This is a genomic window from Kribbella ginsengisoli (assembly GCF_039537185.1).
GTDB classification, from domain to species: domain Bacteria; phylum Actinomycetota; class Actinomycetes; order Propionibacteriales; family Kribbellaceae; genus Kribbella; species Kribbella koreensis.
In genome coordinates this window covers 116,749-132,054 of record NZ_BAABAA010000016.1, presented here as the reverse complement: position 1 = coordinate 132,054, position 15,306 = coordinate 116,749, and the positions used below count along the sequence as shown (strand labels likewise).

Here is a 15,306-nt window from a genome sequence, read left to right as displayed (position 1 = left end):
GTCGACAGGTGGGGGAGGGGCTGTGAGAGGACAACGGACATCCGCGCCCAGGTGGTTGCGGGCGGTGGTCGGGTTCGGGATGATCGCCGCGCTCGTCTCGGTGGGGCAGGCGTCGGGGGGTGCGGCGCCCGCGGCGGCCGCCGGGCCCGGCAGCCTGACCCTGCACGTCGAGAGCGCGCGGTCGGTCAACTCGGGACCCGGGTTCGTCCACGAGGGCGATCCGGTGCCGCACTACAAATGGCTGATCAATGTCGACGACACCGGTGATCCGGGGACCCGGTCGAACCAGCTGATCGGGCAGTGCCTGCCGAGTACGGCGCCGGGCGGGTCGGCCGATCCGGACTTCGCCGACAGCTGCCCGTGGCCGTCGACCAGGAACACGTCCGGCTTCGCGCCGATCGTTGCCCAGGGCACCGAAGCGGACCTGGACGACGACACCGCGCTCGGCAACCTGCCGGCCGGGAAGTACCTGATCTCGGTCACCGCCGACGGCTTCAAGATCGACGGTCAGCACTTCACCGTCGGCTCCGGCGCGACCACGCACGCCGTCGTCCGGATGAATCCGACACCGCTGCCGCTGACCACCCTGCGGTTGCAGGTGTTCAACGACAGCGTGCCCGTCGACGGCACCTACGAGGTCGACGCCGAGCAGGGGCTGGCCGGCTTCACCGCCACCCTGACCGACGTTCTCGGCCTGGTCAGCACCGACTACTACGGCAACGCGCTGTGCACCGTGTACAAGCACGCGAACGCCAACGGCAGCGGGCCGATGCTGTTCGACGCCGACAACAAGCCGATCGTGGACACCACCCGCACCACCGGCAAGTGCGTCAGCGACGCCACCGGCCAGATCGTCATCCCGAACATGGGACCCAACCGCTACGCCGCGACCGTCGCACCGCCCGCGCCGGCCGCCGGCCAGACCTACCAATGGGTCCAGACGACCACCCTGGAGGGTGGTCACGACCACGACATCTGGCAGCAGGAAGGCGAGACCGGGTACGACACCGAGCAGGTGCGCGGCCGTGAACTCGTGCCGTCGGTCCAGTTCGGCTTCGTCCGGACCCGGGCCATCACCCCGCCGGCCGGTACGCCGCCGACCGGTGAGATCAAGGGTGTCGCCATCGCCGGCCTGCCCTACATCGGCGGCCAGAACGGCCAGGTCGTGCCCGAGACCGGGTTCGCCGGCGCCAAGTCCGACGGGCCGATCCCGAACCCGTGGGTGGCGCTGTCCGACCTGGACGCTGGTGACGCGGCCGTCTACGTCGGTCGCGGCGCGGCCGACGGCAGCTTCGACATCAAGAACGTGCCCGACGGGACCTACCAGCTGACCCTGTGGGACGACGACCAGGACTACATCCTGTGGAGCTTCAACGTCGAGGTGCACAACGGCGACGTCACCGACGTCGGCAACAAGATGCTGGTCGGCTGGTTCAGCCACGTCCACGGCAGCGTCTTCGTCGATGCCAACGGCAACGGCAAGCGCGACACCGGTGAGCGGGCCGTGCCCGGCTTCGGCCTGACCGTCCGCGAGCGCGACAACTCGCTGATGGACCAGTACACGAACACCACGACCACCGATGCCAACGGCAACTACGACATCAAGGAGACCTACCCGCTGGGCAAGTGGCTGATCCTGGAGGGCTTCAACACCCGCTACAAGACCACCGGCATCACCTACAAGGGCGCCAACGAGACCAAGGCGACCACCCAGCTGGGCAGCCTGGTGGACATCAACTTCCTGCCGATCATCGGCCTGCGCGGCCAGATCGACTGGGGCGTCCAGCCGTACGATCCGGGCACCAACGGCGGCATCGTCGGAACCGTCACCTACGACACCACCCGCAACGAGCTCGATCCGGCGAAGGCCGCCACCGAGCCGTACCAGCCGGGCATCCCCGACATCCCGGTCCGCTTGTACCTGCCGAAGGCCTGCACCGCGACCACGCCGACCGAGCTGTGCCGGCAGGGTTACGAGACCGAGCCCAAGCAGGTGCCCGACGGCAACGGCGGGCTGCAGGACAACCCGAAGTACGGGGCGTTCGTGAAGGGGCCGGAGGTCCAGGACGCCTACACCTCGGAGAAGTGGGCGCCGCCGCGGGGCTGTACCGCCCGGATGTACAACGGGCAGCCGCTGACCGACCAGCAAGCACTGCCGGAGTTCGGCGCGGCCGCGAACAGGATGTGCGTCGAGGCGCCGATGATGGGCCTGGCGGTCGGTGCGAGCGATGCTCCCGGTGGAAGCCAGACGGTGAACGGGAACTACGGCTTCACCACCTCGAAGATCAACCTCTACCCGCCGACCGACACCGTGCACAACCCGGACGGGCTGGCGCTCTACGCGCCGCTGCCCGCCGGTGAGGAACAAGATCTGCCGGCCCGCGACTACATCGTCTCGGTCGACATCCCGAACGACCCGGTCGACGGCAAGCCGATGTACAAGTCCACCGCCGAGGAAGACGTGAACGTCTTCGACGGTGACAGCTACCTGCCGCAGGAGAACTACCCGCCGGCCACCCCGGCCGCGGCCGAGGACCCGGCCGGACCGCCGGATCCGACGCCGGTACCACCGGATCAGCCGCCGTCGCAGCAGGCGGGCATCATCTCGCCGTGCGCCGGACCGCTGCACACGGTCAACGTGACGAACGAGGCGTTCAACGCCGGTGGCGGCAGCCCGTTCCAGGGCTACGAGCGGCCGTCCTGCGACGACAAGCTCGTCGGCCTGCGGGCGAACCAGGCGACCGCACCGAACTTCAGCCTGTTCACCGAGGTGCCGATCCCGACGCACTTCTGGGGCCTGACCCTGAACGACCTCGGGCTCACCCTCGACAAGCGCAGCGTCAACTACGGCGAGGCGCAGGGCCTGCCGTTCGTCCCGGTCGGTCTGTACGACTGGTCCGGACGGCTGGTGGACACCGTGCACACCGACTTCAACGGCCTGTACGAGGCGCTGGAACCGTCGACGGGCACCTACAACTGCCCACTGCCGGCCGGTCCCTGCCCGAACATGTACCGCTTCGTCGGTAACGACCCAGGCCAGCCAGGCGCGCTCAACCCGGACTACAACTCGAGGTTCCGGACGATCGCGACCAACTTCCAGGCCTGGCCGGGCCTCTACACGGTCACCGACGAGGCGCCGACCCAGGTTGCCGCGACCGTGCTCGCACCCGACACCACGACGGTGAATCCGACGATGTGCGATCTCGGTGGCACCGTGCCGCAACTGCTGGCGGTGAGCCGGCCGTACATCAGGAGAGGGGATCCGAACCGGTCGGTCACCATCAGCGGCCTCGGCTTCGGCGCCGCGGGCGCACCCGACCAGGTGACCCTCAACGGGACAGCGATGACCGTCACCAACTGGACCGACAAGAGCATCACCTTCACCGTGCCGAACGGGTTCGCTCTCGGCGCGGCCGAGCTGGCGATCACCGGTCACAGCGGGCTGAAGAGTGTGAACGGTCTGACGTTGCAGGTGCTGGCGGCGGCCAACGCGTCGACACCGGGGACGGACCCGAACAACCCGGTCCTGATCGAGGTCGGTCCGACCAAGACGTACAAGACCGTGCAGGCCGGCCTCGAGGCGGCGCGGCCGAACCGGGTGATCCGCAACCCGCGCGGTCAGGTGATCACGCCCGCGCGTCCGTACTGGCTGGTGGTGATCTGGCCGAACGCGCAGACCAGCACCAACCCACGGGGTGACTACAACGAGAACGTCATCGTCCATCACCAGGTCCGGATCCAGGGGGTCGGCCCAGGTGGCTTCGACTCGGACAACACCTGGGTACCGGGGACGATCCTGGACGGTTCGGGCTTCAACCTGGACAACCCGAACGGCACCGCCTGGATCAACCTGCTGAGCAGCCTGACGTACTCGGGCAACCCGGCGGTCCCGGACTCGGCCGTGGTCACGGTGCTCGACGATCCTGCCCTGGCGGGCCTGACGCCGAACAGCTGGCCGGTCACGCTCGACGGCATGAGCATCACCGGCGGAGCGCAGGCCGATCTGCCGGGCAACGTCAACGCGCTCACCGGCGCGGTGACGACGCCGTACGGCGCTGCGGGCGCACTGGTCACCCAAGGCGGTGGCGTCTATGCCCACGCGAACGTCCGCAACCTGCGGGTGACCGACAACGTCATCCACGGCAACGGCGGCTCGTACGGCGGCGGCATCCGGATCGGTACGCCGTACGTCGGCAACAACCAGAACTTCAACGCGACCATCGCGCGCAACCAGATCCGTGACAACGGCGGCACCAACCTGGCCGGCGGGATCGGGTTGTTCACCGGCAGCGACGGCTACCGGATCGACGCCAACGCGATCTGCGGCAACTTCTCCGCGGAGTACGGCGGCGCGCTGACCGCCTTCGGCTACATGGTCAACGGCGGTGGCAGCTCCGGCGGCACCGTCACCGACAACCGGATCTGGTTCAACGCCTCGTACGACGAGGGCGGCGGCGTGATGATCGCCGGCGAACTGCCGGCCACCCCGACGGCGCTGTCGCCGGGTACCGGTCCGGTGACCATCGAGGGCAACACGATCCAGGCCAACCTGGCCAACGACGACGGTGGCGGCATCCGCTTGCTGCAGACGAGCGGATCGCACATCTCCCGCTCCGACCCGCAGACCATCCTGATCGCCGACAACACCATCGCCGACAACGTGTCCGCCCACGAGGGCGGTGGCGTGGCCATCGACGACTCGGCCTTCGTCAACTTCGTGAACAACACGGTGACGAAGAACCTGACCACCGCCACGGCGGTGACCAGCAACGGCGATCCGGCGCCGGCCGGACTGTCCACCGCCGCGAACAGCGATCCGTTGCAGGCGAGGCTGCGCAACACCTCGCTGTTCCCGGGCTCGCAGACGCTGGCGAACACCACGTTCAGCAAGCCGACGCTCCTGAACGACGTGTTCTGGGACAACCGGGCCGGCAACTTCAGCGGCGGCTGGGTCTACGGCATCGGCGGCAAACTGCCCGACGGCACGGACAACACCGTGAACTCGTGGGACATGGGCGCGGCCGACGTGCCCGGGGCGTTGCTCACCCCGACCCACTCGGTGCTGCAGGACGAGACCGGCTCCGCGCCGGATCCGTCGAACTCGCTGGTCGACCCGGGCTTCGTGTCGCCGTACGAGGTCAGCGTCAACATCCTGGCGGTCCGGTCGTACCCGGCCTTCCGGGAGGCAGCGATCGTGGCGCAGCTGCTGCCGCCGAACCTGATGGGCGACTTCCATCTGGCCACGGCGACACCGGCCTCCTCCGCCCGCGGGCTGGGCGCCGCGAGCACGGTGGTCCGGTGGGGAACCCCGACGTCGGGGTTCAGCTACACGGTCAGCGCCCACAGCCCGGACATCGACGGGCAACCCCGCCCGACCGTCACCGGGGTCTTCCCCTTCGTGCAACGCCGGTACGACGCCGGCTCCGACCAGATGGTGCCCTGAGAGCCGCGCGGCCCGCCCCGAACCCCCCGGCGGGCCGCGCCTTCTTCAGCGCACATCGACCAGTACTACGGGAGATCCCAATGACTGATGCAGTTGTGCCGCGCGGACTGTCGCGGCGTTCCTTTCTCACCAGTGCGGGTGTCGTCGGCGGTGCCGTCCTCGGCGGTGGCCTGCTCAGCTCGAGCCAGGTGCTGGCGGCGCCGAACCGCGCCACCGTCGCGCACCCGATGAAGCAGGTCCACCTGGCCGGTACCGACGGCTGGGTGGCGATGCCGGGCGATGCCCCGCCCGACCCACCCTTCTTCCCCGACCCGCTCGCGCCCAGCCCGTTCAACACCTATGTCTTCGGCTTCCGGGACGTGACCGGGATGAGCTCCAACCTGGTCGCCGCCCAGCGCGGCAAGGCACAGGTGAGTGCTCCGATGATGGCCTTCGACGAGGACGACGACGTCTACCTGACGCTCACCAACCTCGGCCTGGCCCAGCGGCCGGACCTGTTCGACGGGCACACCCTGCACTGGCACGGTTTCGTCAACGCGATCCCGTTGTTCGACGGCGTGCCGGAGCTCTCGCTGGCGGTCCCGATCGGGCGGGACCTGACGTACTTCTACCGGCCGCACGACGCCGGCACGTACATGTACCACTGCCACTTCGAGGACGTGGAGCACGTCCAGATGGGGATGACCGGGATGGTGTTCGTCCGCCCGGCCCAGAACCGCACGCCGCTGCATCCGGGCGAGCGGTACGCCTACAACGACGGCGACGGCTCGACGGCGTACGACCGGGAGTTCGCCTTCATGCTGACCGAGCTGTGGTCGGCGGCCCATTACCGGGACGCGCACATCCAGGTGAACGACTGGACCGACTACGACCCGAGCTTCTGGCTGCTGAACGGCCGGGCCTACCCGGACACCGTCGCCGCCAACGGCGATCCGCTCAGCACCGCGGCCGGCCGGTTGCAGTACCAGCCGATCTCCTCGCTGATCCGCTGCAACGCCGGTGACCGGGTGCTGCTGCGGATGTCCAACCTGGGCTACCAGAACCACGCGATGACCGTGGACAACCTCGACCTGACGGTGATCGCGAAGGACGCCAGCCTGCTGAAGGGGCGCGACGGCACCACCAACTACCTGACCACGAACATGGTCGAGATCGGGCCGGGCGAGAGCCGGGACGCGTTGTTCGTCGCGCCCGGACCCGGCGAGTACCTGCTGTACGACCGCAAGTACTCCTATCTCGAGAACGGCGGCGGGGCCGGCTACGGCGGGATGATGACGAAGATCGTCGTCGGACCACCCGGCACCTATCCCGCCCAGACCGCGGCGAACGCGTGAGGGGGGCGATGACGATGAAACGACTCTCGATCCAGCGGCTGCTGTCGCTGACGGCGGCCGCGGTGCTGGTGATCGCTCCGGCCGTGGTGTGGACCCAGGCCTCGGTGGCGGCGATGTCGGAGGGGCTGCTCTGCGACACCGATCCGAACCAGACCTTCTCGCTGACCGCGAGCGACGGCTACGTCTCCACTCCGGACGGCAACTCGATCTACATGTGGAGCTACGGCAACAGCAAGCGCGGCTTCCAGTCGCCCGGTCCCACCCTGTGTGTGGAGTCGGGCCGGCCGGTCACCGTGGTCCTGCACAACAAGTTGCCTGAGGCCACTTCCATCGTGTTCCCCGGCCAGCAGTCGGTGAAGGCGAACGGCAACCCGGCACAACCCCAGTTCGACTCGGGCGGGTCGCTGACCTCGCTGGTCCAGTCCGCGGCCGCCACGGATGGGTCGGTCACCTACACCTTCACGGCGGGCAGCCCCGGCACGTACCTGTACGTGACCGGTACCGACGTCGACAAGCAACAGCAGATGGGCCTGTACGGCGCGCTGGTGGTCCGGCCCGCCGGACACGCGAACCAGGTGAACGACCGGCCCGACTCCGCCTTCGCGAACGGCAAGGAGTACGTCTACCTGCTCTCCGAGATCGACCCGGACGTGCACCTGGCCGTCGAGCGCAACCAGCCGGTCGAGCTGAACGGCTCCAAGTCGCGGTACTTCCTGATCAACGGCCGCAGCATGCCGGACACGCTGGCGCCGAACAACGCGCCCTGGCTACCGGGCCAGCCGTACGGCGCGCTCGTGCACATCAAGCCGTACGACGCCGCGACGAACCCGTTGCCGGCCACCATCCGCTACCTCAACGCAGGCAGCGTCAACTACCCGTTCCACCCGCACGGCAGCGACGAGCGCGTCGTCAACCGCGACGGGCATGCCCTGCAGGGGCCGGACGGCCAGGACCTGTCGTACGAGAAGTACGACCTGGACGTCGGTCCGGGCCAGACCCTCGACGTGCTGATGGACTGGCGTGACGTCGAGCACTGGAACGCGACCACCAACCCGATCCCGACCCAGATCCCGGCGATCACCGACCAGTTGCTGGTCGGCCCGGACACCTGGTTCTCCGAGAGCGGCTACCTCGGCACCAAGAACGCGGTGCCGTCGAACCTGACGCAGAACAACGAATGTGGCGAGTACTACCACATCGCGCACAGCCACGCGCTGGAACAAGCGACCAACTACGGGGCGGCCTTCGGCGGCATGATGACGGTCTTCCGCATCGACCCGCCGGCCGGCTGCACAGGCCAGTGAGGACTCCGACGATGACGAACAGATTCCGTGTCGCCGCTGCGATCCTGACGGCCGCGACGCTCGGCGTGACGCTCTCGCTGCACGCGACGGCGACGCCCGCACCCACTGCCGCGCAGCAACTTCCCGCGCGGGCATCGGTTGCCGTCGGCAAGCTCACGCCGAGGGGCTGCACCTTTGGCGCGGGCACTGCCGCCTGCGACCTGTACGCCATGACCGGCACGGCCACCCTGCTGGGTGTGCCGGTCCCCATCTGGGGCTTCTCCTCGACCGGGGCGGCCGCCTCGGCGACCGCACCCGGCCCGGTGCTGGTGGTCCACCAGGGCGACCAAGTGACCGTCACGCTCCACAACGAAGTGGCCGGCCAGAGTGTTTCGCTGGCGTTCCCCGGTCAGCCGCTGCCCACCGGGGGAGAGGACACCACCGGGATCGCAGCGGGCGCCACTCGTGCCTACAGCTTCACGGCGGGTCGCCCGGGAACCTTCCTCTACGAAGCCGGGCACACCTCCGGTGGCGCTCGGCAGGTCGCCATGGGTCTGGCCGGCGCGTTAGTGGTGCTGCCCGCCGACGGCACGGCGTACGGGACCCAGCCGGCCGGTTATCCGGCGTCCGGGTACGACGACGACGCGGTGGTCGTGCTGAGTGAGATCGACCCGGCGTTCAACGCCAACCCGGCGGCGTTCGACCTGCGCAAGTTCAGCCCGAAGTACCGGCTGATCAACGGCAAGCCCTACCCGGCCAGCGATCCGATCGCGACCGACCAGGGGCACAAGGTGCTCGTCCGGTACGTGAACGTGGGCTCGCTGACGCACCCGATGACGGTGCTCGGCGGGCTGCAGACCGAGATCGCCCAGGGCGGCCATCCCGCGCACTACGCGACCACGGTCGCGGCCGAGAGCATCGATCCCGGCCAGACCCTGGACTCACTCGTCACGATGCCGACCGGGCCGGAGGCCAAACTGGCCCTCTACGAGACGGCCAGGCACCTGGACAACAACGGCCAGCACACCGCCGATCCCAGCCAGCTGGCGTTCGGCGGCATGCTCACCTTCCTGGACACCAACGCCCCGCCGCCCAGTACGGACGGGGTGGGGCCGGTCTCGAGTCACATCAAACTCGCGCCCAACCCGTCGACCGGCCTCACGCCGGTGACGGTGACGGCCGACCTCAGTGACGCAACGACCGGCGGCTCGGCGGTCAGCCAGGCCGAGTTCGTGATCGACGACGCGGTGACCACCGGCGTCGGATTCGGTACGCCGATGTCGCTGCCCGGCAGCGGCGTCAGCATCACCGGCGCGACCGGCACGATCAGTACCGCGGTCCTGGCCGCCCTCGACGCCGGCCGGCACACCGTGTTCGTCCGGGCGCTCGATGCCGTCGGCAACTGGGGCGTCGTCGGCTCGGCGATCCTGAACCTGCCGAAGACGGGTCCGCAGACCATCAACGGATCGATCGCGGACGTACCGGCCAACGGCGCCGTCACGGTCAGCATCTCGGCGACCGGTGACGACACCGACGCGGGTGGACTCATCACGGACGCCGAGTACTTCCTCGACACCGTCGGCGCCGACGGAACCGGTACACCGCTGACGCTGAACCGCAGCGCCACGGTGGTGGCCGAGGACGCCGACCTGTCGCCGGCCGTGCTCAGCACGCTGGGCGAGGGCGAGCACCACGTGTTCGTGCACAGCAAGGACTCGCTGGGGTTGTGGGGACCGCCGCTCGACATCTCGTTGCCGATCGACGTGACCGGGCCGGCCGTCGACGCGGCCAGTGTCGGGCCGAACCCGACCAACGCCGTGCTCGCGGACAAGAGTCACCCGGGCAGCCTGCTGGTCTCGGCGCAGATCACCGACAAGGACGCCGGTGGCGCGCTGCAGAGCCTGCTGACCGATGCGGAGGCGTTCCTGGATCCGGCCTCGCCCAACCCGGCGGGCGGAACAGGGCTGCAGATGCTTCCGGTCGACGGCACGCTGAACTCCACCAGTGAGGCGTTCTACGGGCTGATCCCGCTCACCCAGGTGAAGGCACTTGCCGACGGCACCCATCACGTCTATGTCAGAGGACAGGACGCGGCCGGCAACTGGGGTTCGCTGTTCGCGGTGAACCTGGTGGTCGACAAGACGGCGCCGGTACTCGGCGCGCTGACCGCCTCGCCGAACCCGACCAACGGAGCAACCACGCTGACGCTGACAGCGCCGGTCACGGACGCTTCGCTGATCGCCAAGGCGGAGTACTGGCTGGGCGGCACCGATCCCGGTGTCGGCAAGGGCATCTCGCTCCCGGTCAGCGTGGTCGCCGGCAAGGTCCAGGTGACCGTGCCGCTGGCCTCGGTGCCGCCGGGCAACCAGGTGTTCAACCTGCGGGTGCAGGACCTGGCCGGCAACTGGAGCAAGTCCGTGAACACCACGGTCTCGGTGCAACGGCCGAACGCGATCTTCTCCGACAACTTCGAGTCGGGTGGCTTCGGGTTCTGGGGCGCGACCACCGGTGGTGTCCTCAACACGACCACGGCCGCGCTGCCGACGGCGATCGAGCCAGGGAGTACCCGTGGTCTGCAGGTCACGCTGCCGGGTAACGGGTACCTGACCGACCTGACGCCGAACGCCGAGACGTCGTACCACGCGAGGTTCGTGTTCAACCGGAACACGCTGACCTCGGGGACCAACGTGAACACCGCGTTGAGCCTGTTGCAGGGCCGGACCGCCGCGAACGGTCAGGTCTACGCGCTGGAGTACCGGTTCACCGCCGGCTCTGCGCAGGTCCGGACGATCCTCGATCGCAGCGGCGCAGGGGCTCTGACCGGCAACTGGGTCACCCTCACCGCCGGTCCGCACACCTTGCAGGTCGACTGGACCTCGGGGCCGGCCACCGGTACGGGCGCAGGATCGCTGCGGCTGTCGGTGGACGGTGTCAGCCGGTCACTGCAGACCGGTAACACCAGCACCCTGCGGATCGACACGGCCTGGCTGGGGGTGTCGGCCGGGATCAGTGCGAGCTCCACTGGACGGGCGTACTTCGACAGCTTCGCCTCGACCAGGTACACGATGCCGTAGCGGTAAGACCGCCGGGGCCCTGGGCGTTCAGGGCCCCGGCGCCGTCCTTGGGAGGGGACCGCCATGCTGGACACGATTCACCGTGAAGCAAGCCCGACGCCGCGCCGCCGGGTCAATCGTCTCGTCATCCTGATCGCCGTCCTGGCGGTGGCCCTGGTCGCCGGCGGGCTGGTCGCGGTCAAGCTCTGGGCCTCGGGTGACCCCGCGGCGTTCCCGCAGAGCTCGACGATCGAGGAGAAGTACGGTGTGCGCTTCTCCCGGGTCGCCGTCGTCGGCGACGGGGGACTGGTCACGCTGACCTACGTCGTCCTGGACAGCGAGAAGGCCACCCGGTTCCAGTCGGACGTTCAGCATCCGCCGGAGCTACGCAGCGAGGACCGCGACGGTGGGACGAAGCGGGTGTCGGTGATGAAGCAGGGACACAGCCTGCGATCCGGCCAGACGTACTACTTGGTGTACCAGAACACCAAGGGCGCCTTGCGGCACGGCGAGAAGGCCACGATCAGGCTGGGAGACCTCAGCCTGCTGCATGCTCCGGTGCTCTGATGTCCGCGACATCGGCCCGCCTCCGCCGGCTCGCCGGTTTGCTGCTGCTCGTCGGCGTGCTGGTCACGTGGTCTCCGCAGACCGCGAGCGCCCATGCCTACCTCACCTCGACCAGTCCGGCCGACGGCTCCTCGTTGTCGGTGGCACCTACCCGGCTGCGGCTGGCGTTCAGCGAGACGGTCGTTCCCGCCGCGACGCAGATCGACGTGGTGGCAGAGGACGGCAAGCACTACCCGGTTAGCGATGTACGAGTTGTGGGCGAAGGCGGTGAAGAGCCGTCGGAGGTACTGGCCACCCTGCCCACGCTGCCCAAGGGCGCCTACCGGGTGTCCTGGCAGACGTTGTCGGCCGACGACCTGCACCGGACTGCAGGCGTCCTGGTCTTCGGCATCGGCCACGCGGTGGCTGCTGCCGGTCTCGATGAACCGGTTCCTGCTCCGGGCGAGGTCGTCCTGCGCTGGCTGGTGTTCGGCGCGTTGGCCCTCGCACTCGGCGGTGCGTTGATGGGTCGCCTCGCTCGGCGTCAAGCGGCCACCGCCGGCGCCGGATGGTCGCGGGTGGCTCATCGCGGGGAGTTGGCCGGCGGCAGCTCGGGTGCCGTTGGAGCCCTTCTGCTGTTGGGATATCAGACTTCGAAGGCAGGCTCCACGGAGCTGCTCAGCAGTTCGTACGGCCTGCGATGGGGTCTCCGCGAGGCAGGCTTCCTGCTGCTGGTGGGCGCTGCTGTCGGGTGCCGCTACCGGGGTCGTGGGCCGGTACTGGTCCTGGGCGCGGCTCTGGTCGCGCTGGGCAGCGCGTTGACCGGACACTCGGGTGCCGGTCAGGGGGTGTTGTCCACGCGGGTGGTTGCCGACGCGATCCATCTCACCGCGGCAGCCACCTGGGCAGGCGCGGTGCTGGTCGGACTGTGGTTCGCCTGGTCCGTGCGCGATCGGCGACCGCGGCTCGAACTTCTCGCTGTACTGCGGGCCTTCGGGCTGCCCGCCGCCGCTTGCGTGAGTCTGATCATCGCCTCAGGCATCTACCTGACGAGCGGGGTGGTCGGCTCGGTCGACGCCGCGCTGGTCACGTTCTACGGCCGGGCGCTGCTGCTGAAGATCGGTGTCTTCGCGGTGATCGGTGTCCTCGGTCTCATGAACCACTTCCGGTTGCGGCGAACGGCGGGTGCGGCGCTGCGGCGTTCGGCCCTCGCGGCGGAAGCGGGTTTCGCTGTAGTCGTGCTCGGACTGGCCGCGGTCATCACCAGTGGCCAGCCCGCGGTCGAGCCGCAACTCGTCAAGGACCCGGCGGCCGAGGTGGTACCGCTGCAGGACTCCCGGGTCGCGGATCTTCAGCAGACGCTGGCGGTCCGGCCGAACCTGCCCGGCCGGAACCTGGTGATGGTCGATGTCTTCGACACCAGGCGACCGGCTCCCGCGCCGGTCCAGCAGGTGACCGTGGCGGTGGTCGATGCCGACGGCACCGATTCGCCGCCGGTACGGGCCGAGCGGCTGGCGGACGGTCGCTGGTCGGCAGCCGTGGTGCTGAACAGCAGTGGGGCTGCCCGGGTCGAGGTGACGGTACGGCGGCCTGGTCTGCCGGACGCGGTGCACGCCTACAACTGGGCGGTCGGTGGGACGAACGCGACGGCGAGGACGGCGCTGGTGTCCACCGCTCCGATCAAGAAGGAGCTGACGATGCTCTGGTTCGCAGTGACGATCCTGCTGGTCGGCGGTTGGTGGGTGGCGATGCTGGTCCGGCTCCGCCGGGTATCCCGTCGAGACACCGTGGTGGTCAGCTCTCCACCGGACCGAAGTCCTGCCGACGTGGCAGGGTGAGCTCGAACAAGGCCCCGCCCTCGGGCGCCGTCGAGGCGGTGATGTGGCCACCGTGTGCCTTGACGGTGGCCTGCGCCATCGGCAGCCCGAGGCCGCTGCCCATCGGCGCAGTCGGTGGGCGCCGGTGCCAGAACCGGTCGAAGACGTGCGGCAGGTCCTCGGCCCGGATGCCCGGCCCGGAGTCGGCGACGCCGATCACGTACCACCGGCCGGAAACCCCACCGGACAACCTGATCCGGTCGCCGGGCCCGGTGAAGTGGACGGCGTTCTCGATCAGGGCGTCCAGCGCGAGCTCGAGCCAGACCGGATCGGCCAGCACCGGCATCGACGGCAACCGGTCGACCAGCCAGTCCCGGTCGGCGCTGTCGCGCCAGTTGTTCCCGATCTGGTCGAGGAACTCACTCAGGTCGAGCTCCTGATGCCGGACGGCCCGGCCCGAGTCGAGCTTGGCCAGCGCCAGCAAGCGGGTGGACAGCGCGGACAGCCGGTCCACCTGGCGCATCGCGATGGCGAGGTCCTGGCGGGACTCGTCGCCGGCCACCACCGGCTCGAGCAGCTCGAGATGACCGCGCGCGATCGTCACCGGGGTGCGCATCGCGTGCGAGGCCTCCCGGAAGAACTGCCGTTCGCGGTCGAAGACGGCGAGCCGTTCCTCGGCCATCAGCTCGACCTGCTGCTGGGCGGCGACCCGGCGGCGCGCGTGCCAGACCATCGCCAGGAACAGCATCGGCATCAACGGGATCTCGGCCCACTCGGCCCGGCTGCTGCCGTCCTGGAGCTGGTGCACCACCAGGATCCAGCCGGTCAGCACGGTGATCGCGAAGGTGATCAGCAGGGTCTGCAGCAGCGGCCAGACCCGGAAGCCGTAGACGAGCGTGAGGGCCAGGAACAGCAGGTGGTACGGGATCACCTCGCGCTCGATCATCAGGTTCATGGCGACCAGCATCCCGAGCACGAAGACGGCCAGCAGGGCATCGACCAGCCGGTACCACTGCGGCCGCCGCAGGCCCTGCCGGAGCCGCGGGAGCCGCCCCGCGAGCCCGGCGTCACGCGATCTGAAGCTGATAACCGACATTGCGCACCGTCTGGATCACGTCTCTGGTCATCTTCGCCCGCAGCCTGCGGACACAGACATCGACCACGTTGGTGGCCGGGTCGAAGTCGTAGCCCCACACCGCCGAGAGCAGCTCGCTGCGCGAGCAGACCGTGTCCGGCTTGCGCATGAAGTGCTGCATCAGCAGGAACTCCCGCTCCGACAGCACCGCCTCGCTGCCGTCCACCCGCAGCCGGCGGGTCCGGACGTCGAGCGCGATCGGCCCGGCCCGGAGAACGAACTCGTCCGGGTCCCGGTCGGTCGACTCGCGCAGCCTGAACCGGATCCGGGCCAGCAGCTCGCGGATCGCGAACGGCTTGGCCAGGATGTCCACGGCGCCCTGCTCGAGACAGCGGACCCGCGCCTGGACGTCCGCGACCGCGGACAGCACCAGGATCCGGGTCGAGGGGCTGCGTGCCAGCACCCCGGCCATCACGGCCTCACCGTCGACCTCGGGCATCCGCAGGTCGAGCACCATCAGGTCCGGCTTCCTGGTCAGCGCCATCCGCAGACCGTCCATCCCGTCGGTCGCGGTCAGCACCTGATAGCCCTCGGCCTCGAGCCCGCGCCGGACGAAACGGACCAGCTCGGGTTCGTCGTCAACCACCAATATCGTCGTCATCTGACCCCCAGGCCCGGCCGGAGCCGGTCCCACATCCCCTTGAGTCCGCAGGCGCGGACCCCCCAAGGACATATTGACTCTCCGTCACGGTCTG

The 15,306-nt window shown here is 69.2% G+C and carries 8 protein-coding genes; 6 read left to right on the top strand and 2 right to left on the bottom strand.

The window, feature by feature from the left end:
* The first annotated feature begins 22 nt into the window (after positions 1 to 22).
* The 6 genes from ABD768_RS37345 to ABD768_RS37320 all read left to right on the top strand — a co-directional run bounded on the left by ABD768_RS37345 (position 23) and on the right by ABD768_RS37320 (position 13,497).
* Positions 23 to 5,443 carry a hypothetical protein gene (locus ABD768_RS37345; protein ID WP_344848850.1) on the top strand — a complete coding sequence of 1,807 codons (5,421 nt, stop codon included), beginning with the start codon at positions 23 to 25 and terminating at the stop codon, positions 5,441 to 5,443.
* An 80-nt stretch (positions 5,444 to 5,523) separates the two neighbouring features.
* Complete coding sequence (locus ABD768_RS37340; RefSeq protein ID WP_343965107.1) at positions 5,524 to 6,777, top strand: multicopper oxidase domain-containing protein; 1,254 nt, start codon at positions 5,524 to 5,526, stop codon at positions 6,775 to 6,777.
* Between the two features lie 14 nt (positions 6,778 to 6,791).
* Positions 6,792 to 8,081 (top strand): multicopper oxidase domain-containing protein, encoded by a 1,290-nt coding sequence (locus ABD768_RS37335; RefSeq protein ID WP_344848847.1) that lies wholly within the window; start codon positions 6,792 to 6,794, stop codon positions 8,079 to 8,081.
* An 11-nt stretch (positions 8,082 to 8,092) separates the two neighbouring features.
* A complete protein-coding gene (locus tag ABD768_RS37330; protein WP_343965103.1) occupies positions 8,093 to 11,134 on the top strand; it encodes a multicopper oxidase domain-containing protein in 3,042 nt (1,013 codons plus the stop codon).
* A 63-nt stretch (positions 11,135 to 11,197) separates the two neighbouring features.
* Positions 11,198 to 11,680, top strand: coding sequence for a hypothetical protein (locus tag ABD768_RS37325; protein WP_343965101.1), 483 nt, complete (start codon positions 11,198 to 11,200; stop codon positions 11,678 to 11,680).
* The gene (locus tag ABD768_RS37320) at positions 11,680 to 13,497 is read left to right on the top strand and encodes a copper resistance CopC/CopD family protein (protein WP_344848845.1); all 1,818 of its coding nucleotides are present in this window, start codon (positions 11,680 to 11,682) and stop codon (positions 13,495 to 13,497) included. Before ABD768_RS37325 ends, ABD768_RS37320 begins: the two co-directional genes overlap by 1 nt.
* On the opposite strand, the gene ABD768_RS37315 is transcribed toward ABD768_RS37320, so the two are convergent.
* Together ABD768_RS37315 and ABD768_RS37310 are read right to left on the bottom strand one after the other, a co-directional pair.
* The gene (locus ABD768_RS37315; RefSeq protein ID WP_343965097.1) at positions 13,454 to 14,572 is read right to left on the bottom strand and encodes a sensor histidine kinase; all 1,119 of its coding nucleotides are present in this window, start codon (positions 14,570 to 14,572) and stop codon (positions 13,454 to 13,456) included. The genes ABD768_RS37320 and ABD768_RS37315 overlap by 44 nt on opposite strands.
* Complete coding sequence (locus ABD768_RS37310) at positions 14,544 to 15,212, bottom strand: response regulator transcription factor (protein WP_343965095.1); 669 nt, start codon at positions 15,210 to 15,212, stop codon at positions 14,544 to 14,546. Before ABD768_RS37310 ends, ABD768_RS37315 begins: the two co-directional genes overlap by 29 nt.
* Between the last annotated feature and the right edge of the window lie 94 nt (positions 15,213 to 15,306).

Bases quoted from the DNA above. Each gene is read 5' to 3' on its own strand.
- ABD768_RS37340 (WP_343965107.1), top strand. From the start codon at position 5,524: ATGACTGATGCAGTTGTGCCGCGCGGACTGTCGCGGCGTTCCTTTCTC.
- ABD768_RS37335 (WP_344848847.1), top strand. From the start codon at position 6,792: ATGAAACGACTCTCGATCCAGCGGCTGCTGTCGCTGACGGCGGCCGCG.
- ABD768_RS37330 (WP_343965103.1), top strand. From the start codon at position 8,093: ATGACGAACAGATTCCGTGTCGCCGCTGCGATCCTGACGGCCGCGACG.
- ABD768_RS37325 (WP_343965101.1), top strand. From the start codon at position 11,198: ATGCTGGACACGATTCACCGTGAAGCAAGCCCGACGCCGCGCCGCCGG.
- ABD768_RS37320 (WP_344848845.1), top strand. From the start codon at position 11,680: ATGTCCGCGACATCGGCCCGCCTCCGCCGGCTCGCCGGTTTGCTGCTG.
- ABD768_RS37315 (WP_343965097.1), bottom strand. From the start codon at position 14,572: ATGTCGGTTATCAGCTTCAGATCGCGTGACGCCGGGCTCGCGGGGCGG.
- ABD768_RS37310 (WP_343965095.1), bottom strand. From the start codon at position 15,212: ATGACGACGATATTGGTGGTTGACGACGAACCCGAGCTGGTCCGTTTC.